The organism is Microcystis sp. M_QC_C_20170808_M9Col, assembly GCF_007095495.1.
GTDB lineage: Bacteria > Cyanobacteriota > Cyanobacteriia > Cyanobacteriales > Microcystaceae > Microcystis > Microcystis aeruginosa.
Genome location: NZ_SFBZ01000175.1, coordinates 1 through 20,124, shown reverse-complemented (window position 1 = coordinate 20,124; position 20,124 = coordinate 1). Strand labels below are relative to the sequence as shown.

The following is a 20,124-nucleotide window of genomic DNA, read 5'->3' as shown; positions in this document are numbered from 1 at the left end:
GAATTTTTCGACTTAGTTGCCGGCAGCTTGCCGCCAACTCACTCCTCTAGATAAGTATTTTGACTCACGCTCCTTCCTCTTTCGAGACGTTGTGACACTTAGGGTGCGGAATGTGGGATTTAAATCGCCAAAGTCCTTACTTGACAAAGATCCTGAGTTTTTAGTTCATTTGCTCTATAAATCGCCAAAACCTTGACTTGGCGAGCTTTTTACATTAATTTACAAACGGTTTCTCAGTTCACCGATTACTGATGACTGTTTACCGATCACTGAACAAACCCCACACCCCACCTCTCCGAACATTTGTCAAGACTGGGAGCGAAAAAGCCGCGTTTGTTCACACAGCTTAATTAAGAGTTGTAACTTTTAATGAACAGGAAGAGAGTCTAGGGCTGAGAGCTTGCTATAGTGAATCCTAGCCGTTTTTTCACGGCTGGTCATTATCATCTCAGAGCCTTTACTCGTCTCAATCATCATCCCAGAGTAAAACCAATAATCCCTATGGTCAGCACGATCCAAAAACCAGAATTCGAGGAAATCCGTCCGGGTATAAAAGTTCCCGCTAAAGAAACGATCCTCACTCCCCGCTTCTACACCACTGATTTTGAAGCGATGGCGGAAATGTCGATCGCCGCTAACGAGGAAGAACTGAAAGCGATTTTAGAGGAATTCCGTACCGATTATAACCGGCATCACTTCGTTCGCAATCAAGAATTCGAGCGCTCTTGGGATCACATTGATGGCGAAACTCGCCGTTTATTCGTGGAATTTCTGGAAAGATCCTGCACGGCCGAATTTTCCGGCTTTCTTCTCTACAAAGAACTCGGCAGACGTTTAAAAAACAGAAATCCCGTTCTCGCGGAATGCTTTAACCTCATGTCCCGGGACGAAGCGCGTCACGCTGGGTTCCTTAATAAGGCTTTATCGGATTTTAACCTCTCCCTTGACTTGGGATTTTTAACCAAAAGCCGTAACTACACCTTCTTTAAACCGAAATTTATCTTCTACGCCACCTATCTTTCCGAAAAAATCGGCTACTGGCGCTATATCACCATTTATCGTCATCTCGAACAACATCCCGAAGATCGGGTTTATCCGATTTTTAACTTCTTTGAGAATTGGTGTCAAGACGAAAACCGTCACGGGGACTTCTTCGATGCGCTCATGCGTGCGCAGCCTGATATTCTTAATGATTGGCGCGCTCGTCTCTGGTGTCGTTTCTTCCTGCTTTCGGTCTTCGCTACGATGTACCTCAATGATACTCAGCGCTCCGGTTTCTACGCCATTCTCGGTTTGGACGCTCGCGAGTACGATAAGTATGTGATCGAGAAGACCAATGAAACCGCCGGCCGCGTCTTCCCGATTATTCTCGATGTGGATAGTCCTGAATTTTATGATCGCCTAGAGATTTGTGTTCGCAATAACGAGGGATTACGGGCGATCGATAGCGAAAACAGTCCCGCACTGGTTAAATTCCTGAAGAAATTGCCTATCTTCGCCTCTAACGCTTGGCAATTCCTCAAATTGTACCTGATGAAACCGATTCGGGTCGATAAATTAGCCGGTAGCGTCCGTTAAAAAGTTTGTTTTCTTGAGACATGGTGAGGGTGGGTAAAACCACCCTTTTTTTGTCGATAAAATTCTTAAGAAAATCCTCTGATATTTCTATCCTCGCTAGACTGGATCCCAGGGGTGTTAACTAGGTTTTTACTTTTTACTTTTCACGGTCAAAAATATGGCTATTTATAGTGAATTACCCACAGGACAACGTCTCTATCTCGATAATCAAGGGCCGCAGACGATTGTAACCCTCGCTAGTGGTGCTGTGGGACAACAACAGCAGTCTAGCAGTAGTTTTGCCACGGGAGTTTGGACAAAAGAACCCCAAATAGAGATAATTCCCCAAGGGGCAATTATTGAAATTATCACTGAAACCGGACCCCACAGAATCCAAATTCAAGGAAGCAGTATCGGTTTTTCCTCTCCTCATACCTCTGGAGTTTCTCAGTCCTCTCAATCGACCACTACTACCAGTTTCTCCTCCTCACCGATGCAACCAATGCAACCGATGCAACCGATGCAACCGATGAAAATGGGCAATATGTCGATGAATTTTGCCCCCATGGAAATGGAGATGGGAGAGATGAAAATGAGTATGGGAGACGCAAAAACCGTCAGCAAAGTCCGATTTTGTCGTCAATGCGGGGCAAAAGTAGCGGCAACCGATCGCTTTTGTAGTAGCTGTGGTCATCAGTTACAGCAATAGGCAAAACCTGTTTAGCTAGATTCACCAGGCCTTTTGGGGCAAAATTTTGTTTATATTGGCTGAATTGACCCGCAGAGGGGGAATATATCCCCTGTCTGGGTTTAATCCGAACTGAGGTTAACCACAGCTAATTCTAATGTTTGCTCTTCCTTTTCTAGCTCCTTTTTGCTAAAACTTAACACTTCATCCAGACAATCAATCACCACCGTATCCCCTTCCATAAAAGCTTGTTCGAGAATTTTTGTGGCTAAAGGATTCTCTAACTCCCGTTGGATAGCGCGTTTTAAAGGCCGCGCACCGTAGGTAGGATCGTAACCAACAGTAACGATATGATCTTCTGCTGCCGCAGTTAATTCTAGATTGATTTTTTGTTCTGCTAATAATCTTTCCAGACGCTGTAATTGCAGACGAACAATGTAACGCAATTCTTCTTTTTTGAGGGTATGGAAAATAATTAAATCGTCGATACGATTCAAAAATTCGGGACGAAAATGACTCCGCAAAGCTGTTAAAACCCGTTTCCGCATCTCCTCATAATCGGCATCTTCGGAAACATTTAAAATATGGTCACTGCCAATATTACTGGTCATGACGATAATCGTATTCCGAAAATCCACCACGCGCCCCTGAGAGTCAGTAATGCGCCCATCGTCAAGCACTTGTAATAAAATGTTAAAAACATCGCGATGGGCTTTCTCCACTTCATCCAATAAAACCACAGAATAGGGACGACGACGCACCGCTTCCGATAGTTGTCCCCCTTCCTCGTAACCCACATAACCCGGAGGCGCGCCGATTAACCGCGAAACCGCGTGTTTTTCCATGTATTCCGACATATCGATGCGAACCATGGCTTCCTCGGAGTCGAACAGTAACCCCGCTAAGGCCCGCGCTAACTCGGTTTTACCCACTCCTGTGGGTCCCATAAATAGGAATGAACCAATCGGACGGGAGGGATCTTTCATTCCCGCGCGCGCTCGTCGAATCGCCGCTGCTACTGCCGTGACCGCTTCATTTTGTCCGACAACTTTTTTCTGTAAATGAGACTCTAATTCTAATAATTTTTGTCGTTCCGATTCCATTAAACGATTGACGGGAATTCCCGTCCAACGGGCGACTATTTCGGCAATATCGGCATCAGTTACCTGTTGTCTTAACAGGGTCGAACCTGCCGCTTGAATCGTTTCTAGTTCTTTTTCTTTTACTTCTAATTCCCCTTGTAAAATTTCTAGTTTGCCATACTTTAATTGGGCCGCTTTATTGAGATCATAAGCTCGTTCCGCCTGTTCCACCTGTAGGCGCAATTGTTCCTCTTCCTCTCGCAATAATTTAATTTCCTCGGCGATATGTTTTTCCGTTTGCCATTGGTCAGCGAGGGGCTTTTGTTTACTTTCTAATTCCTCAATTTCTTCGATAATTCTTTCTAAACGATCTTGAAAAGCTCGATCTTTTTTCTCCTCTTTTTCTAAGGAGAATTTTTCCATTTGTAACTGCATTAAGCGACGATCTATCATTTCCAAATCGGCGGGTTTAGTGGTACTTTCTACCTCTAATTTGGCCGCCGCTTCATCGACTAAATCGATCGCTTTATCCGGTAAAAAGCGATCGCTAATATAACGATGGGATAAGGTAGCTGCTGCCACTAGGGCCGAATCGGTAATTGTCACCCCATGATGCACCTCATAACGTTCTTTTAAACCCCGGAGAATTGAGATAGTATCCTCCACGGAAGGTTCCTTAATATAAACCTGTTGAAAACGTCTTTCTAAAGGGGGGTCTTTTTCAATATGATTGCGATATTCATCTAAAGTTGTCGCCCCAATACAGCGCAATTCTCCCCGGGCTAACATAGGTTTTAATAGGTTGCCCGCATCCATCGATCCCCCTTCCCTAGAACCCGCACCGACGACGGTATGTAGTTCATCAATAAAGAGAATAATTCGCCCTTCTGATTGGGTAACTTCTTTCATGACTGACCGCAATCTTTCCTCAAATTCGCCTCGATATTTTGCCCCAGCGATTAAACTTCCCATATCGAGGGAAATTAACTGACGATTTTTCAAAGATTCGGGAACATCTCCGTTAACAATCCTTTGGGCCAATCCTTCAGCAATAGCGGTTTTTCCTACTCCCGGTTCACCGATTAAAACCGGGTTATTTTTCGACCGTCGCGAGAGGACTTGTACCACCCGTCGAATTTCTTCATCACGACCGATAACCGGGTCTAATTTGCCTTCTTTGGCCGCTGCTGTTAAATCCCGGCCATATTTATCTAAAGCTTCGTATTTTTCCTCTTGATTGGGTTCAGTAACCTTTTGAGTACCGCGAATAGCTTTGATGGCTAATTCTAAATCTTGGGGGTCAAGATTGAAAGTGCGTAAACATTTCCGGCCAACCCTTTCATCTTCGGCAAAACCGACGAGAAGATGTTCGACGGAGATAAATTTATCTTGCCAACTTTCCCGGGATGCTTCCGCTCGATCGAGCAGCAGATCGAGACCACGACCTAGGTATAATTGATCGACGATGGCCACTTTCGGCTGTCGGTTGGTGAAGACTTCTAGCTGTTGTTGCAGTCGGGGAATTTCTATATTAGCTTTTTGTAAAATCCGGGTGGCTAGACCGTTATTCTGCTCTAGGAGGGCAATAATAACGTGTTCCACCTCTAAGGTCTGATTTTTAAAGCGTCGCGCAATTTCTTGCGATTTAACGATCGAATCCCAAGCTTGTTCGGTAAATTTATTCGAGTCTGTGGGTTGCATTCTGCACCAATGAGGAAAGCCAGTGTCAGAGGTATAGTATAGCAAGGAGTCTCGATCGATCACAAAGTTCCAGGCTCGACAAAGGGTCTGACTTGAAAGAGGGTGTGGGGTGTGGGGTGTAGGGTGTGGGGTGTAGGGTGTAGGGTGTAGGGTGTGGGGTGTGGGGAGAATAAATAAAAAAGTCTCCTATCTCCTATCTCCTATCTCCTATCTCCTATCTCCTATCTCCTATCTCCTATCTCCTGACTCCTATCTCCTGACTTGAAAATAGAAGCTGAAATAAGGCAAATTCGTCAATCATACTAAATCCGTTGAGTATAGGCTACATATCAGGAGAGGCACTCCTGCGAGTGAAGTGACTCTCAAATTATTACAGATGCGTCAGCGGCTGCGTGTAAGCATCCCACCGAAAAACTAATGCGCGGGGGGTTTGGGGGCGGCGCCACGCCCCCAACGGGGGGTTTGGGGGGTTCTACCCCCCAAAAGCTTGGATTGAGTAATCAGATCTGAAGTAATACGGCCATCCGTTGAGTCTAGGCCACATATCAGGAAAGAAACTCCTGCAAAAGGGGGAATAAATAATCAGTTTTTAATAACCGGATTTAGGATCAGAATATTTTCATGCTTGACGGTGTAACTTGTTGCATCGGGTCTGACTTATTTATCGCTATTACCCAATTCGGTTAAAGCAGTCCCGGTGAGACGACAAATTTGCCACTCTTTGAAGACCTTAGCCCCCATTTTTCCATAAAAATCGATCGCCAGTTGATTCCACTCTAAGACAGTCCATTCTAAAAGTCCTGCATCCCTAGCGACGGCAATTTTAGCCACAGCCATTAGTAAAGCTTTCCCGATACCTTGACTACGATAATCGGGTAAAACGAAGATATCTTCTAGGTAAATCCCCGGTTTAGTTATAAAGGTGGAATAGTTAGCAAAAAATAGGGCAAAACCGACTATTTTACCCTCTACTTCCGCCACCAATGCTTCGATGTAGGGTTTTTCTCCGAATAAATGCTCCCCTAAAGCTTGACTATTTCCTGTCATTAAATGGCTGAGTTCTTGATAGGCTGCTAAGGCAACAATTAAGTCAAAAATAGCCTTGACATCGGTAGCAACGGCAGCACGGATGGAATAATTCATGATTGCTAGTCAAATCTTGATTTTAATGCTGATGATGTTTATGGGGAGATTCAGCAGGGGGAGAATTAAGATTGGAAAAATGGCCGTTATTTAATCCCATCCCAACGCTACCAATACTGAAAAGTCCCATGGAAACAAAACCGGCCGCAATTGTCCCCATGGCCACGGTTCCAATGGAAACTATTCCCATAGGAACAATACCGATGGAAATAACGCCCATGGGAACAATGCCAATAGAAATTATACCAGTGGGAGCAATACCGATAGACAACCATTTTCGCCCAGAATTACCACAACTATTCTCTTTTTCTTGACCTAGATTGGAATCCATGCTTTTAACCCCGAAGATGCTTTGAGCCTTACCATCCTAGGTTAGGGGTAGAATTCTTGTCAAAAGACCGCTAGTCAAAATGAAAGTTAATTTTTTATAAAAACTATTGACTTTTCATCTCAGTTATGTATTGGCGGGATACCGGCCACGTCGAGAATTTTTGGGACTAGATCCTCCCGTTTAATCGCCATGATGTGGACACCTTGACATAACTGCTGGGCTAATTTTATTTGTTCGGCGGCGATTTTGATGCCTTCTTCGAGGGGATGGGCTGCATCGGCGAGTCTTTGAATGATCTGGTCGGGAATTTGTACCCCCGGCACATTTTTATTTAAAAATACGGCATTTTTAGCTGATTTTAACAGAAAAATCCCCGCTAGAACCGGTTTATCGGCGAGGGAGGCCACCTGCTGCATGAACTTATCAAGGCACTCGAAATCCGTAACTAATTGACTTTGAAAAAACTGCGCTCCTGCTTCGATTTTACGCTCAAAACGGCGTTGAAGACCGGACCAACTTTTTGACTGCACATCGACGGCAGCCCCGGCAAAAAGTTCTAAGGGTCCATCGGGTAAAGATTTATCGTTAAAGTCGAAACCTTTATTTAATTTATCGATTAATTTTAACAAACGTACCGATTCTAGGTCAAAAACTGCCCTAGCTTTGGGGTGATCTCCTGCTTTGACGGGATCTCCAGTTAAAGCTAGTATATTTCTCAATCCCAAAGCATGAGCGCCCATGAGATCTGCTTGTAATCCGATCACATTGCGATCGCGACAGGCTATTTGACAGATGGGTTCGATGTCGTGTTGATAGAGAATAGCGGAGGCAGCCAGAGAGGACATTCGCACTACGGCGCGACTGCCATCGGTAATATTAGCCGCATGAACGCGATTTTTTAGCCAGAGGGCCATTTCTAGCATATGACTGGTATTACCCCCTTTCGGGGGAGTAATCTCGGCTGTAATCAAAAATTCTCGGTCTTGAACCGCGCGTTGTAAACGAGTAGTCATCAATTTATCTAGGTTTTAACCATAAATTTTATAGCAGATTTAGCCCGGAAATGGCTCTTAGGGAAGCAATGATCATCGGGCTGCTTTATACTGGTCGGTGTCAGCACCTGGCTGATATCAGATAAGTTAACTGGCAGGAAAAATTTTTTAATGTAGTATAATACACGGACAGTTTAACCAAATCCGTTTACAAGTGTAAAGGACAACCGATTCGATCGAGCGATCATGCAAACTCTTCCTCCTCCTACTAAAGACAAAGACGCAATCATGACCCATCCCCTTAAAATCGTCGCTTTAGGAGATAGCCTTGTGTATGGCTATGGCGACCCCGTGGGTGGCGGTTGGGCCGAGCGCCTACGTCGTTTGTGGATGGAAAGTGCCGGTCATACCCTGTATAATTTGGGTATTCGCGGCGATCGAGTGGTACAAGTGTCCGAACGTTTAGAACAGGAATTTCGTCTCAGGGGGGAAATTCGCAATCGTCTTCCTGACCTGATTCTTCTTTCCGTCGGTGTTAATGATACAGCCCGTTTAGGCCGGCCCGATGGTCGCACTTATACCGATCACGATCTTTTTCAAACTCAAATCGAACATTTACTCGGCCGGGCCCGTTCTCTTTGCCCGGTTTTGTTTATAGGTATGATTCCCGTGGATGAGCGGAAAATGCCCTTTTTAGATTGTTTTTACTTCAACCATCGCGATCAGTATCGTTTTAAGGAAACCACTAAACAAGCTTGTCTAGAGCAAAATATTCCCTATCTCGATTTATTTGATCTCTGGATGGACCGGGGTGATCTGTGGTGTCAAGAAAGATTAATGCAAGATGGACTTCATCCCAATGTCCAGGGCTATCAATCAATTTTAGAGGATATTTTAAACTGGTCGCCCCTCACCTCCTTTGTCGGTGTGGATGGTTTTATTCAACCGTTCACAGGAATTGCAGAAAAGTGATGTCCTCTGTTCTCAGTTTGTTTGACATTGACGCTAGATTCTTGGTTCAACAAGTTCACTTCTTCCTCTTCCGTCGAGACAACCCAATAGACCTCGACCTAATATTATCTCAAGACTAAAAGTCTTTCTAGTTAAGGAATCTATCCGAATAAAAATTATTTTAATTGCCTCATATTTTTTCAGTAAAATTGAATTAGCAACGATAGATATACATTCCAGCCATCGAACTGTTTAGTTAGTACATAAATCAAAAGCAGGCTGTGACTGAGTTATAATTTTTGGAGATGTCTAATTATTTGTAGGATGGGTTAGGGGTAGCGTAACATGAGCTGCACAGGCAAGATAGGGATTATCACCAAAATGACGGCAATTGCGGCAAAAATGCCGACGTTTGGCGGGCCTATCCGAAAATACCTCTCGACTTTCCAGTAAATTTCCTGATTTTCGAGGGCCAGTACTTGTATTATCGATATATTGCAAGCTAGGATAGGGAAAGATAGCGTTAAAAGTCAAATATGTCTAGAAAAGAAATTCCTGATAGTGCCATTGAGTTGGTTGCTAAACATATCAACACAAGAAGTAACAAAAATTATAATATTCCTGTGATTGGAAATGAGGAAAATATGGAAACCCCTCAAATTTTTGAAATCATTTCCTTTGATCAAATTGATCATAGTGATAGAAGGTTTTATGCAATAGATGGCAGCTATAATAGTGAACAATTTTACAACGGTTTATGTATTGCTATTTATGCGGCTGGTTATATCTGCTTTCACCAAGGTCGGCAGATTAGAGTAAACTTATTAGATGATCCAGTGATACTTGGAAAAGCATATTATCCACAAAATATTCTTATTACGCATCCAGATCACCTAAATTATATTTATGATGAGTTTCTTAATTTAGAGCCAATAAAAAGTCTGCTCAAATTTTTAGGAGATACTCCAGAGACAGTTTTTGCATATAAAAAAGAACAAGTTTGTGCAAATTTATCAACACTACTTGGTTTTTGTCAAGAAGTTTTAGAAATCGGACTAATTCTAGAAATAATTGATCTTCCAGAAACTAAAGATGGAGATTTTATTTTACGAGATGGTACATTGCGCCCCTTACAAATCAAACAATCTTACTTAGTCAACTTGGGGGAATATGCTAATAGCAAAGGAGTAAAAGTGGTTGCTATAACTAAGCAATCTCCTGTTAAAATGGAACTAGCTTATACGTTCAAGCAAATTGATAATTATCTACAAGATCAGCTTAAATATGAGTATCCTTTTGTCGAAAAAGACCCAAAGCGTAAAAAGCTTTGCTGTTGGTTTGAAGTTCCTGATGCGGTTCTTAAAGCAGCATATCAGGGAGATATGTTTATTAAAAAATCAATTAAGGGAGGACGAGGCTTTGGGTTATTCATGGCAGCTAGGTTAGATTATGTAGAAAAGTTACAAAACTATGATTGGCTCATAGTAGATGTTAACATATTTGATGCAATTCCAGAAATTAAAACAGGTACTCTTACTAGAGATAAATATGACCTAGATATTATATTCAAAGAATTAACCAGACTTACGCAAGAACATTATATTCTTGGATATCCTTATCCTTTATGTGAAGTTCATAATTTTGTTTCCTTAAAAAGGAATTTTAAGGAAGAAATCATTGCTCGTCTTAAGTATTCTCTTTATAGAGATCAGAGGATGGATAACGTCGATATTGAAAATCTTTTCCTAGATATACACAACAGATTTTAGTTAGTTTTGGGAGTAACTACAATTATGACGAAAGTAGATTTTGGGGTTTTATACGGACAAAAAACAACTGAAGATGCACTGCTGATATACTCTTCCTATGAAGATGCCAAGGCTAGTCCGCAAACTGGTGATTTTATTGTGTTGACCCCAAAAGATGAAGGCAATACAAAATATTTGGCAAGAGTTGAAGCTGAAATTTACGATGAAGATCCTATTTTCAAATCGCAAGATAAAACTTTGATTGCTGTGCATTATGCTCGAATTGCAGAAAGAGAACTTTCAGAAAGAGATAAACAAAAAATGTTCAGCTACACCTACAAAGTTCGTATTTTAGGAACATTCACAGATAGTGGTTCTAGTATTTTGTTTACAACTGCTGTAAGAAAACTACCAACAGTTTCTTACATTGCCAGACATCTAAATAAGCGTGAAATAGATTCAATTCTCAATAAAACTAATGAAAATGGTGCTGAAATTGGCTATCTTTGTGTAGGAGAAACAGTTTTTCAAGAAAAGGGACCAATCCTTTTTAAAATTGATAAATTGCGAAACAAACGCACAATGGTATTTGCTCAATCAGGTTTCGGAAAAACAAATCTTGTCAAGGTACTTCTCTATCATATGACGCGCGATACTTCATACGGAAAGTTAATTTTTGACTTGAATGGTGAATATTTCTTGCGGGGTACTGCAACCTATGGACTGGGAGATATTAATGAGAATTCAATTAAGGATAATGTTGTAGTCTATACAGACAAGAAATTACCAGAGATTTACAAAACTGAGAATAGATTCATTTTTGGAGGAAAAGTATCGCTTAATATGCACAAACACTTAGCAGTGGATGATATATTGAATTTCGGGGCTGGATTCTCTGAAGTAATGAAATCTTTTCTTTTATATCTTGATGAAGAAGGTGTGTCAAACTTTATTGAAAAAATTGATGAATATGCGGATAATCCAAGCAATCTTTATCGAGATTTTTCTGATTTTTTTGGTGAACAAAAAAAAGATAATAAGGGTAATACAAAAGAAGATTTTTCTGCCAGAAAAACAATTATGGCAATACGAAAAAGGATTCGTCATTTAATTGACGAAGGTTCGTTACATTCTAGCTCATCAAATCTAATAGAGAATGTATTTAAATGTTTGAAACAAGGAAAAACTGTTATTATCGATTTATCCTTAAAAGATAACATGGATGCCAGCATTATTTCAACCATTCTAGTTCGTAAATTATTTGAAAGTAATAAAGAAAAATTCACTTCAGATAAACCAGAAGAAGTTGTAAATGCGGTTGTTTTTGTTGAAGAAGCTCAAAATGTATTGTCTCAAGAGTTTGTCAAATCTAACGCTAATCCATTTGTAAGAGTAGCAAAAGAAGGGCGTAAATTTGGATTAGGATTAGTTGCTGTCACACAACGCCCTTCTGCTATTTCTGATGAAATTAGAACACAAGCAGAAAACTTTTTTGCTTTTCACATGGGCAATTCTGATGACATTAAAGCTCTGGTAAAGTCTAATATAAATTATGAGGGAGTAATTGCTAATTTTATTCAACGAGAAACAATTGCAGGTAATCTCTATATGGTTTCATCTGATCAGGCTTTTGCACTTCCCGTTCGAGTGACTGAATTTGAGAAACTTGTTGAGAAAAAGGTTTATCCTGAATCTAAATTCACCAACAATAGAAATTAAGGATGAGAGTTTATGATATTCAAGAGAAAATGAACATGGATAAACAAAAAGAAATTATCAAACAAAAAATAATTGAAAACCTAGAATTTTATGGAATTACATGGGACGAAAACCAGCATAAAATACTTGTTGATAATGATGATGATTTTAGAAAAATTCAAAGAAAGTTAGCTGAAAGGACAAATCTGAAAGGACAAAAACATAAAAGTGAAGTTGAGAAGTATATAGCACAACCATCAGATATTGATATATCTAAAATTAATCCTTATCTCGTTATGGTTGAATCTAAAGAAGATCATCAACAACTTTGGTCATATGCCACAACTTATTGGTCTATACCTGTTACAGTTGGTTACGGGAGACGCATTCGATACTTTGTATTTGATCGACAAAATGATAAGTTGATTGGAATTGTTGGTCTTTGCGATCCTGTTATTGGTTTAGGTGTTAGAGATAGCGATTCTATTGGCTGGACTAAAGATCAAAAAATGCAGCGACTGTACAATTGTATGACTGCATATATTTTAGGAGCAATTCCTCCTTATAATCAACTGCTTGGAGCAAAATTAGTTGCTCTTACTTTAATGTTTCCAAAAGTTAGGGAAGACTTTTATCAAAAATATAAAAATAGTCCTTCTATCATTACTGGGGTAAATAAGAAACCTTATCTTATCTATATCGATACTTTAGGAGCATTTGGTAAGTCAGCAATTTATAATCGTTTACTCAACTGGGATTTTGTAAATTATACGAAAGGACAGAGCCATCTTCATATAACAGCGAATGGTAGCTGGGAACTAATTAAGCAAGTTGTGCCAGAAGAAGTTTTTGAAACTTATCGATTTGGCGAGGGACCAAATTGGAAAATGCGTATTTTAAAAAGAGGTTTAAGGGAACTGGGCTTGTCCGAAGATATGCTTAGTATTGGTTGGCAAAGAGGATACTATCGTTGTCCTTTAGCTGAAAACTGGAAGGAATATTTGTTGGGAGATACAAATCGAGTAGTATGGCGAAAATTTACTCAGAGAGACTTGGTAAGATATTGGCATGATAGGTGGATTACTCCTAGGCTAGATATATTAAAAACTCATCTGCAATGCCCTCCTGATATCATCGTTTAAATGTCCGTAAAGACTTCTGGTGTCTCGATGCAAGGTAAACGGGTGGGATTTGATTTCTTCGGGTAACAAAGCGGCGTTGCCTTCGATTTGACCCCGACTGCGACACCAGATGGTGCGGGGAATGTTCGCCCTGAATCGACCGAGCATTTGACAATACTGACTCGGTTCGATAACTCTAGAGATAATAGCTTATATGTGCTTTAATCTTGTGATAGTCACCGTTTTCCTGTAGGATCAGGGTTGGCTGAAAAAGTCTGAAATGCCGCTAGGAAAAAGGTTTCGACTCAATAAAGCGATCGCCGCTTTTGTAGGTTGGATTGAGGAACGAAACCCAACACAGAATTAAATAACCAACTAAAATAATCTATACTAAGCCAATAAAGCCTGTTTTATTAGCTTTCCTGCCTCCTATCGACAGTAGGCTAAAACTAATAAGTGGGTGGGTGGAATTAAATATAAGATGAACGTAGGTTGGGTTGAAGCATGAAACCCAACGCCTGCATGGGTTACGCTACCGCTAACCCATCCTACAAATAATTTTGCCTCCCTACTTAATGAATATCATCGTCGCAATCACTCGTGGACTGGAGACAACAACTGATTATTTTTACCCGTTACCCAGAATTGGGGAAAGTAAAAACCCGTATGATTCCGGCCTTGGCAGCCAAGGGAGCCGAAGAATTACACCGCAAACTGGCCGAATATACTCTCAGTAAATTAGCGGGTTTGAGGAGTTTTCTCTCTCTGATCATTTACTACCATGGCGGCAGCGAGGAAAAAATGCGTACTTGGTTAGGTGTGCATTATTCCTATCATTCTCAACGGGGAAAAGACTTAGGAGAAAAGATGCAAAATGCCTTTGCCGATGGTTTTGCTCAAGGGATGACAGCGATCGCTATTATTGGCACAGATTGTCCAGAAATCGGGGAAAAAGAGATTTTAGCAGCCTTTGAAGCCCTAAAAACCCACGATATGGTTTTAGGGCCGGCGTTAGATGGAGGATACTACCTAATTGCTTTAAAACAGGTCTTTCCAGAGCTTTTTGACGGTATTCCCTGGGGGACGGGGGAAGTCTTGGCAAAAACTCAGACAATCGCCGCTAAACTGGCTTTAAAAACCGCTTATCTGCCTAAATTAGCCGATATTGATCGTCCGGAAGACCTGCCCATCTTAAAAAAATACCTGCCGGAATTAAGGTTGAACGATGACGGGGGTTCCCATGCGGACTAAATCAAACAACACTTTCACATCCCGATTCCGCATCCGCACACAACCATGGGAAGCGGCGCTACCGAGGGAATTTTCCGCGGGGGTGCCGTGAAAACCGATGGAATTTTTGCCGTCACTCCAAAAACCGATCCATCTTTCCCCTAGGGGACTATTGGGACCGGGGGTGCTGACTTTTCCCGTCCAGGGACTTTTCCAGACAGGATTGCGAACTAATTCCCGCACCTCAAATTTACCTGTGGGGGTTTCCCAGCCTTTTTTGCCGACGGCGACGGTAAATTGCGCTAAAACTTGCTTATCTTGATAAACGTAAACTTTTCTCTCTTTCAGTTTCAGGACCAGATGGGTAGCGAGAGTTTGATTGGCCGCCGTATTCGGGGTGACAGTGCCGATTTGGTTAGCTTGGGCCGGATATAGGGGTAAACAAGTTAATCCTAATCCGATGATTAAGAGGGTCAAATTTCGTTTGAACGCCATTATTCCCACACTCCTCAATTGCGATAGCGATAATTTTTAAGGATAGCAAATAGGGAACTGTTTGGAAGCTCAAACCCCCTACACTGTGCCGGTTTTAGCTTCGTACTGCCGACAACCTTCACAGGGACCGGTGGGATTAACCGCACAACGCAAATGGGGGGAATATGCATTAAAACGACAACTAAGATCACCGATAAATGCCAGTTTATTTTCTGTCCCTACAGGGATTGACAAAAAATCACTGGCCATCACCGTGCTGTATTCGTGACGATAGCGAATCCACCTCAAACGGTTACGTAATCTCTGTTGGGATCGGTTAATCAACCAGAGACTAACGAGAGAGGGAAAGAGGGCGAGGATAAAAACAAAGGTTATCCTGATCACGATTTCAGTTTGGGCGATTGCCAGCGCTGCTAACTTATTATCGAGGCCGGCGCTAGAAATTAGGCCATAACCAGGGAAGACTTAAGGGGTTCTTCCTTTTTGCTTTCATAAACTCCCGCAGTACTGGGGAATCCTCTGGTTAGTTCCCGCACTTTAATCTCACCTGCTTGCAGGGATTTGGTCAAAATTTCCATGGCAACCACGGGTTTACCCGCACCACAGAAGAATAAATCGGCGGCGAAATAGCCGTGTTCAGGCCAGGTGTGGATCGCGATATGAGATTCAGCTAAAGTCGCCGTCGCGGTAACTCCGTGGGGACTGAACTGGTGGACACACAAATCGATCAGCGTTGCTTCTCCTGCCGTAATTCCATCGAGGATAGCGCGACGAATGCGCTCGGGATCGTTGAGGAGGTCAGCAGGTACTTGCCAAGCATCGACAATCAAATGGGTTCCCAGTTTGGTCATTTTTTTTTCAATACTCCCTATCGAAAAACCTTCACAGATTTACCAGTATAACACAATTTTTCTAACTTGTGAAAAAAAAATCAGGTTTTTCTCGGGTACTTTCCCTAAAAAGCTGAGACAGAGCAGGGTGTGGGGTGTGGGGTGTGGGATGTGGGGTGTGGGGTGTGGGGTGTGGGGTGTGGGGTGTGGGGTGTGGGGTGTGGGGTGTGGGGTGTGGGGTGTGGGGTGTAGGGTGTAGGGTGTGGGGTGTGGGGTGTGGGGTGTGGTGCTTACTTCTGCTTGACAATAGTATCGTTAGGCGTTAGGATTTGATCATCAGTTAATCAGTTATCAAAGTGACAGTTATCAAAGTGACAGTTATCATATGATCATCAATTTCAAGTCCGAAGAGACTAAGCTCATTTTCGAGGGGTTTCAGTCTCGTCACTATCCCCCTGATATTCAATCGGTCGCTCTACGAAAACTGCTAATCCTTGCAGCGGCGTTATCGATCAATGATCTGCGTGTCCCACCGGGTAATCGGTTGGAGAAGTTGCAGGGCGATCGTCAGGGCCAGTACAGCATCCGTATTAATGACCAATGGAGAATTTGCTTCATTTGGACTGATGAAGGCAATGCTGATCAGGTAGAGATAGTGGACTACCACTAAAATTAGCTAAATGCAATGAACAGCAACACTTCGACACATTTCGACAGGCTCAATGTAAAAGCTCAGTTCCACCGTTTGCCAAATATCCATCCCGGTGAAATCCTCAAGTTAGATTTTCTGGAACCGCTCAATATTACCCCCTACAGACTGAGTAAAGATTTAAGCGTAGCTCAAACTCGTATCGGTGAGATTTTAGCGGGTAAGCGTGGTATCACTGCCGACACAGCTTTGCGTCTGTCACGATATTTTGGTAACAGTCCTCAGTTTTGGCTGAATCTTCAAACAGACTACGATCTCCGCCAAGCTCAGGCAAAGAATGCCGAAGTTTATAACCAAATTCCTATTACTCCATTTGCAGATGTGGCTGAGGGTCCTAATTTTATCTAGGAGGGGGGACAGGATTAGTGGGGACGGTGGGACTGGGAGAAGCGGCAGGAATAGGGGGATTTTCGGGTTTACGGACTTGGGGGACGGGTAAAAGATAGAAAAGTAGGGCGCAAGCGACAAGACTGCCTAATCCCGCCAAAAAAGGTACTGTTCGACCGGCCACCGATTCATTGACCTTATGGTAGCGACGGGAAACTGGCTGTAATTTCAGGGTTAGGTCAGGTAAAGTGCGAGTATCGGCAAAAAATTGGTCAATCGCTTCTATTAAATCGAATAACTGCACGGTACTGATTTCTATCTTGACCGGACTTTCCGGGATATTCAAGTCCGTTGATGGATACCAGACCAGACGATGGAGATTATGGTCAATCTTTTCTAGGTACACATGATCTGGTTCCTGTACGGGGTCTTGGGGATGACGAACACCACTCAAAAATTCTTGGGCATACTGACTGACCGCTTGTACCAAATTTTCCAAGAAAACCCGACCACCTTGCAGGACTTTATTGGCCCCGATTAACCGACATTCTACGTTAGTCAAAATTGAGAGCAAAGGTCGGCTATCCCCGGGATTAGCTGGGGCGAAATCATCGCCGAAACCATCGAGAATCAGGGTACAATTGGGCAGGCTATACTGTCTTCTCATTTTTACACGATCTCCCCATCAAATAAACTAATCCAAAACCGCTGCATTCCCGTCGTACCAGTACAAAATAATAACTGATCGAGGAGGGATAAAGCCAGTTCATTTAAAGCATTTTCATCGGCTAGATAAACCGATACTTTGGCCCGGCGGGGGTTCATGCGACTGCGAAAATTGGAGCGAAATCGTTCTAAGTATTCTGATAAAAGAAAATTATTATCCACGGGTAAACCCTTTGATTCCATCTGTTGCCGCGCTAACAGTAATTGTCGGATGGATATAGCTAGGGGTTTGGCCCGATAACTGGCAATGATAACTAAAGCTTTTGCTTGGTCAAGGGTGAGACGGTCGAGGGTGTAGGAAATTCGCCACGGATTAGTACAGCGTAAGCGCCAGAAAATAATCCGGTTTTTGACAATTTTATCGAGTCCTAGTTCTTTACAGAGGGCTAACAGGGCCTCCCCGGCACCTACTTCTAAGGATTCCAACGCTAACAGCATTAAATCGATATGCTGTTGGAGATGTAGGGCGCATTGCTGACTGGCAATCGGAAAATCGGGTAAAACACTTAAAATAATCGGTTTTTCTGGGGCTGATGTTGTAGATTCGGGCGTTAGGCTAGTAGAGGTCATGATATAGGAGAACTAAAACACAAGGGCGATCGAGTCAGGGTATTGTAAATTGTATTGTATAGATAGCTGTCCCCCATTTTACGAGACACGGAAACCGAATGGATCTGAAATCATTGATTCGCGATATTCCCGACTTTCCCAAACCGGGTATTGTCTTCCGCGATATTACTACCCTACTCAATCATCCCCAAGGATTACGTTACACGATCGATACCCTAACGGCAAAGTGTCGCGATTACGGTTTATCCCCCGATTACATTGTCGGTATGGAATCCAGGGGTTTTCTCTTTGGTGTTCCTTTAGCATACCAATTAGAAGCGGGATTTATTCCTGTCCGGAAACCGGGCAAATTACCCGCCGCCGTTCATAGTATCGAGTATGATTTGGAATACGGAAGCGATAGCCTGGAAATTCATCAGGACGCGGTGGCATCCCATCATAAAGTCTTAATTGTCGATGATTTAATCGCGACGGGAGGGACGGCGAAAGCGACGGCCGATTTATTAGAAAAAATTGGTTGCGAGGTGTTAGGATTTGCCTTTATCATCGAGTTAATCGACCTCGGTGGTCGGGAAAAATTACCCGATTTACCGATTATTACCATCATCGATTATTAGGGTTTTTCTATGACGGCGACTGATGATAATTACAAGGCTAAAACCGCTCGATCGAGTGCTAATGGGTTACAATCTCTCCTAACTAGCGAAACTTTTTTATATATTGTCAAGCGTGTTCTCCAGGGTTTATTAACTCTGTTGTTGGCCTCGGCTTTGAGTTTCGCTATTATCCAATTAACCCCCGGCGGTTTTCTGGCTTTGCTTGACCTGAATCCCAAGATTAGTCAGGAAACTAAAGAACAATATATTGCCCTTTTTGGTTTAAAAGACCCGCCGATTGTCCAGTATTTTAAATGGTTGTGGCAAGTGGTAACTCAGTTTAATTTTGGTCTGAGTTTTACCTATTTTCGTCCCGTGTCTTCCCTATTATTAGAGAGAATTCCAGCGACGTTATTAATGTCTTTGACTTCCATAATTTTAACCTGGGCGATTGCGATTCCTTTGGGCATTCTCAGCGCCGTCAAACAAAACCAATTTATCGATAAATTTTTCCGAGTTATCAGTTATCTTGGTCAAGGTTTCCCCAGTTTTATCACTGCCCTTTTACTGCTAATTCTCGCCCAAAATGTCTCGCCGCTTTTACCGGTGGGTGATATGACCAGTATTAACTATTCGGAATATTCCCCTATCGGTAAAGTTTTAGATATCGCTTGGCACATGATTTTACCAACTATTGCCCTGACAGTTACCAGTTTTGCAGGATTACAAAGATTGATGCGGGGACAATTATTAGATGTTCTGCGACAGGATTATATTCAAACCGCAAGGGCGAAAGGTTTACCAGAAAATAAAGTTATCTATGTCCACGCTTTACGCAATGCTATTAATCCTCTGATAACTCTTTTAGGCTTTGAATTTTCCAGTTTGTTAAGTGGGGCATTTATCGCCGAATTTTTCTTTAACTGGCCCGGATTAGGTCGTTTAATTCTGCAAGCTGTGACGGCTAAAGATTTATATTTAGTTATGGGCAGTTTAATGATGGGTGCTACTATGTTGATTATCGGTAATCTCCTGGCTGATTTACTTCTCAAAGCTGTAGATCCTAGGATTAAATTGGAGGATTTAAAGTAGGGGAAATGGGGAAATTTTATCAGTTATCAGTAAACAGTAATCAGTTATCAGTGGGGAGATGGGGAGATGGGGAGACCACTGCGTGCGCGTTGCGGGGGGAGATGGGGAGATGGGGGAAATTTCAACTAAAACCCTAAAACCCCAAAACCCTAAAACACCAAAACCCAATCCCCAACCCCTAACCCCTTTTTTCCTTTTCACTTTTTACTTAACAAACTATGTTAGCAACTACACATTATTTACTCAGGTCAAAACAAGACGGACAATATCTAGTGGCGCGTCTGAGAAAAGGTGAAAGCGAAACTCCAGCTAGTTATCTGCTTCTGTTTAAAGAATCCTACGATGCTTTAAGTTATATCAATACCCATGCTCAGGATTTGGCCAATAATTTTTCTGTGGAAACTCTCTCAGGAACACAATTAAAGGGACTGATGCAGCGATGGGGATTTGCAGGAATTGGTTTAGTTAGTGAACCGTTGGAACCACAAGTGCAGTTTTTAGCCTACGAAAAAGGATTTAATCTCTAAACTATGAAAA

At 42.3% G+C, this 20,124-nt stretch carries 21 protein-coding genes; 12 read left to right on the top strand and 9 right to left on the bottom strand.

What is annotated here, in order from left to right; all coding sequences use genetic code 11:
- Positions 1-501 precede the first annotated feature (501 nt).
- Entirely contained in the window at positions 502-1,578 is a 1,077-nt protein-coding gene (acsF, locus tag EWV68_RS10480; RefSeq protein WP_061433103.1) for a magnesium-protoporphyrin IX monomethyl ester (oxidative) cyclase, read from the top strand.
- Positions 1,579-1,735: 157 nt separating this feature from the next.
- On the top strand, positions 1,736-2,266 hold the full coding sequence (locus tag EWV68_RS10475; protein WP_287169739.1) for a zinc ribbon domain-containing protein: 531 nt from the start codon (positions 1,736-1,738) through the stop codon (positions 2,264-2,266).
- A gap of 101 nt (positions 2,267-2,367) precedes the next feature.
- Here EWV68_RS10475 and clpB read toward each other — a convergent pair whose 3' ends face one another.
- The 4 genes from clpB to EWV68_RS10455 form a co-directional block, all read right to left on the bottom strand.
- Positions 2,368-5,028 (bottom strand): ATP-dependent chaperone ClpB, encoded by a 2,661-nt coding sequence (gene clpB, locus EWV68_RS10470; RefSeq protein WP_287169738.1) that lies wholly within the window; start codon positions 5,026-5,028, stop codon positions 2,368-2,370.
- A gap of 657 nt (positions 5,029-5,685) precedes the next feature.
- Positions 5,686-6,171 carry a GNAT family N-acetyltransferase gene (locus tag EWV68_RS10465; protein ID WP_147069292.1) on the bottom strand — a complete coding sequence of 162 codons (486 nt, stop codon included), beginning with the start codon at positions 6,169-6,171 and terminating at the stop codon, positions 5,686-5,688.
- A 22-nt stretch (positions 6,172-6,193) separates the two neighbouring features.
- On the bottom strand, positions 6,194-6,502 hold the full coding sequence (locus EWV68_RS10460; protein ID WP_002759516.1) for a hypothetical protein: 309 nt from the start codon (positions 6,500-6,502) through the stop codon (positions 6,194-6,196).
- A gap of 119 nt (positions 6,503-6,621) precedes the next feature.
- Complete coding sequence (locus EWV68_RS10455; RefSeq protein WP_287169737.1) at positions 6,622-7,515, bottom strand: methylenetetrahydrofolate reductase; 894 nt, start codon at positions 7,513-7,515, stop codon at positions 6,622-6,624.
- A gap of 225 nt (positions 7,516-7,740) precedes the next feature.
- Between EWV68_RS10455 and EWV68_RS10450 the strand changes: the two genes are divergently transcribed.
- The 5 genes from EWV68_RS10450 (at position 7,741) to EWV68_RS10430 (ending at position 14,263) form a co-directional block, all read left to right on the top strand.
- Positions 7,741-8,466: a GDSL-type esterase/lipase family protein gene (locus EWV68_RS10450; protein ID WP_287169736.1), complete on the top strand. Its 726-nt coding sequence runs from the start codon at positions 7,741-7,743 to the stop codon at positions 8,464-8,466.
- Between the two features lie 515 nt (positions 8,467-8,981).
- A complete protein-coding gene (locus tag EWV68_RS10445; protein ID WP_287169735.1) occupies positions 8,982-10,214 on the top strand; it encodes a DNA double-strand break repair nuclease NurA in 1,233 nt (410 codons plus the stop codon).
- Between the two features lie 24 nt (positions 10,215-10,238).
- The gene (locus EWV68_RS10440; protein WP_287169734.1) at positions 10,239-11,912 is read left to right on the top strand and encodes an ATP-binding protein; all 1,674 of its coding nucleotides are present in this window, start codon (positions 10,239-10,241) and stop codon (positions 11,910-11,912) included.
- A 35-nt stretch (positions 11,913-11,947) separates the two neighbouring features.
- On the top strand, positions 11,948-13,033 hold the full coding sequence (locus EWV68_RS10435) for a Druantia anti-phage system protein DruA (RefSeq protein ID WP_287169733.1): 1,086 nt from the start codon (positions 11,948-11,950) through the stop codon (positions 13,031-13,033).
- Positions 13,034-13,612: 579 nt separating this feature from the next.
- Positions 13,613-14,263 (top strand): TIGR04282 family arsenosugar biosynthesis glycosyltransferase, encoded by a 651-nt coding sequence (locus tag EWV68_RS10430; RefSeq protein ID WP_287169732.1) that lies wholly within the window; start codon positions 13,613-13,615, stop codon positions 14,261-14,263.
- On the opposite strand, the gene EWV68_RS10425 is transcribed toward EWV68_RS10430, so the two are convergent.
- The 3 genes from EWV68_RS10425 to speD all read right to left on the bottom strand — a co-directional run bounded on the left by EWV68_RS10425 (position 14,225) and on the right by speD (position 15,588).
- The gene (locus tag EWV68_RS10425) at positions 14,225-14,737 is read right to left on the bottom strand and encodes a L,D-transpeptidase (protein WP_061433085.1); all 513 of its coding nucleotides are present in this window, start codon (positions 14,735-14,737) and stop codon (positions 14,225-14,227) included. The two genes, EWV68_RS10430 and EWV68_RS10425, sit on opposite strands and share 39 nt — an antisense overlap.
- 78 nt (positions 14,738-14,815) lie before the next feature.
- Positions 14,816-15,121, bottom strand: coding sequence for a DUF6464 family protein (locus EWV68_RS10420; protein ID WP_061433084.1), 306 nt, complete (start codon positions 15,119-15,121; stop codon positions 14,816-14,818).
- A gap of 59 nt (positions 15,122-15,180) precedes the next feature.
- Positions 15,181-15,588: an adenosylmethionine decarboxylase gene (gene speD, locus EWV68_RS10415; RefSeq protein ID WP_002795793.1), complete on the bottom strand. Its 408-nt coding sequence runs from the start codon at positions 15,586-15,588 to the stop codon at positions 15,181-15,183.
- A gap of 364 nt (positions 15,589-15,952) precedes the next feature.
- Between speD and EWV68_RS10410 the strand changes: the two genes are divergently transcribed.
- Together EWV68_RS10410 and EWV68_RS10405 are read left to right on the top strand one after the other, a co-directional pair.
- On the top strand, positions 15,953-16,237 hold the full coding sequence (locus EWV68_RS10410; RefSeq protein WP_002742078.1) for a type II toxin-antitoxin system RelE/ParE family toxin: 285 nt from the start codon (positions 15,953-15,955) through the stop codon (positions 16,235-16,237).
- A 15-nt stretch (positions 16,238-16,252) separates the two neighbouring features.
- Complete coding sequence (locus tag EWV68_RS10405) at positions 16,253-16,624, top strand: HigA family addiction module antitoxin (RefSeq protein ID WP_287169731.1); 372 nt, start codon at positions 16,253-16,255, stop codon at positions 16,622-16,624.
- On the opposite strand, the gene EWV68_RS10400 is transcribed toward EWV68_RS10405, so the two are convergent.
- Together EWV68_RS10400 and EWV68_RS10395 are read right to left on the bottom strand one after the other, a co-directional pair.
- On the bottom strand, positions 16,617-17,270 hold the full coding sequence (locus EWV68_RS10400) for a DUF4335 domain-containing protein (RefSeq protein ID WP_287169730.1): 654 nt from the start codon (positions 17,268-17,270) through the stop codon (positions 16,617-16,619). The two genes, EWV68_RS10405 and EWV68_RS10400, sit on opposite strands and share 8 nt — an antisense overlap.
- A 2-nt stretch (positions 17,271-17,272) precedes the next feature.
- Positions 17,273-17,899: a DUF3038 domain-containing protein gene (locus tag EWV68_RS10395; protein WP_287169729.1), complete on the bottom strand. Its 627-nt coding sequence runs from the start codon at positions 17,897-17,899 to the stop codon at positions 17,273-17,275.
- Between the two features lie 98 nt (positions 17,900-17,997).
- On the opposite strand from EWV68_RS10395, the gene EWV68_RS10390 reads away from it, so the two are divergent.
- From EWV68_RS10390 to EWV68_RS10380, 3 genes are all read left to right on the top strand, one after another.
- Positions 17,998-18,516 (top strand): adenine phosphoribosyltransferase, encoded by a 519-nt coding sequence (locus EWV68_RS10390; protein WP_002742074.1) that lies wholly within the window; start codon positions 17,998-18,000, stop codon positions 18,514-18,516.
- 9 nt (positions 18,517-18,525) lie between these two features.
- Entirely contained in the window at positions 18,526-19,587 is a 1,062-nt protein-coding gene (locus EWV68_RS10385; protein WP_002736873.1) for an ABC transporter permease, read from the top strand.
- 218 nt (positions 19,588-19,805) lie between these two features.
- The gene (locus EWV68_RS10380; RefSeq protein ID WP_002737657.1) at positions 19,806-20,114 is read left to right on the top strand and encodes a hypothetical protein; all 309 of its coding nucleotides are present in this window, start codon (positions 19,806-19,808) and stop codon (positions 20,112-20,114) included.
- Positions 20,115-20,124: the final 10 nt, after the last annotated feature.

Coding starts and splice junctions, on each gene's coding strand:
- acsF (WP_061433103.1), top strand. CDS start 502: ATGGTCAGCACGATCCAAAAACCAGAATTCGAGGAAATCCGTCCGGGT.
- EWV68_RS10475 (WP_287169739.1), top strand. CDS start 1,736: ATGGCTATTTATAGTGAATTACCCACAGGACAACGTCTCTATCTCGAT.
- clpB (WP_287169738.1), bottom strand. CDS start 5,028: ATGCAACCCACAGACTCGAATAAATTTACCGAACAAGCTTGGGATTCG.
- EWV68_RS10465 (WP_147069292.1), bottom strand. CDS start 6,171: ATGAATTATTCCATCCGTGCTGCCGTTGCTACCGATGTCAAGGCTATT.
- EWV68_RS10460 (WP_002759516.1), bottom strand. CDS start 6,502: ATGGATTCCAATCTAGGTCAAGAAAAAGAGAATAGTTGTGGTAATTCT.
- EWV68_RS10455 (WP_287169737.1), bottom strand. CDS start 7,515: ATGACTACTCGTTTACAACGCGCGGTTCAAGACCGAGAATTTTTGATT.
- EWV68_RS10450 (WP_287169736.1), top strand. CDS start 7,741: ATGCAAACTCTTCCTCCTCCTACTAAAGACAAAGACGCAATCATGACC.
- EWV68_RS10445 (WP_287169735.1), top strand. CDS start 8,982: ATGTCTAGAAAAGAAATTCCTGATAGTGCCATTGAGTTGGTTGCTAAA.
- EWV68_RS10440 (WP_287169734.1), top strand. CDS start 10,239: ATGACGAAAGTAGATTTTGGGGTTTTATACGGACAAAAAACAACTGAA.
- EWV68_RS10435 (WP_287169733.1), top strand. CDS start 11,948: ATGGATAAACAAAAAGAAATTATCAAACAAAAAATAATTGAAAACCTA.
- EWV68_RS10425 (WP_061433085.1), bottom strand. CDS start 14,737: ATGGCGTTCAAACGAAATTTGACCCTCTTAATCATCGGATTAGGATTA.
- speD (WP_002795793.1), bottom strand. CDS start 15,588: ATGACCAAACTGGGAACCCATTTGATTGTCGATGCTTGGCAAGTACCT.
- EWV68_RS10410 (WP_002742078.1), top strand. CDS start 15,953: ATGATCATCAATTTCAAGTCCGAAGAGACTAAGCTCATTTTCGAGGGG.
- EWV68_RS10405 (WP_287169731.1), top strand. CDS start 16,253: ATGAACAGCAACACTTCGACACATTTCGACAGGCTCAATGTAAAAGCT.
- EWV68_RS10400 (WP_287169730.1), bottom strand. CDS start 17,270: ATGAGAAGACAGTATAGCCTGCCCAATTGTACCCTGATTCTCGATGGT.
- EWV68_RS10395 (WP_287169729.1), bottom strand. CDS start 17,899: ATGACCTCTACTAGCCTAACGCCCGAATCTACAACATCAGCCCCAGAA.
- EWV68_RS10390 (WP_002742074.1), top strand. CDS start 17,998: ATGGATCTGAAATCATTGATTCGCGATATTCCCGACTTTCCCAAACCG.
- EWV68_RS10385 (WP_002736873.1), top strand. CDS start 18,526: ATGACGGCGACTGATGATAATTACAAGGCTAAAACCGCTCGATCGAGT.
- EWV68_RS10380 (WP_002737657.1), top strand. CDS start 19,806: ATGTTAGCAACTACACATTATTTACTCAGGTCAAAACAAGACGGACAA.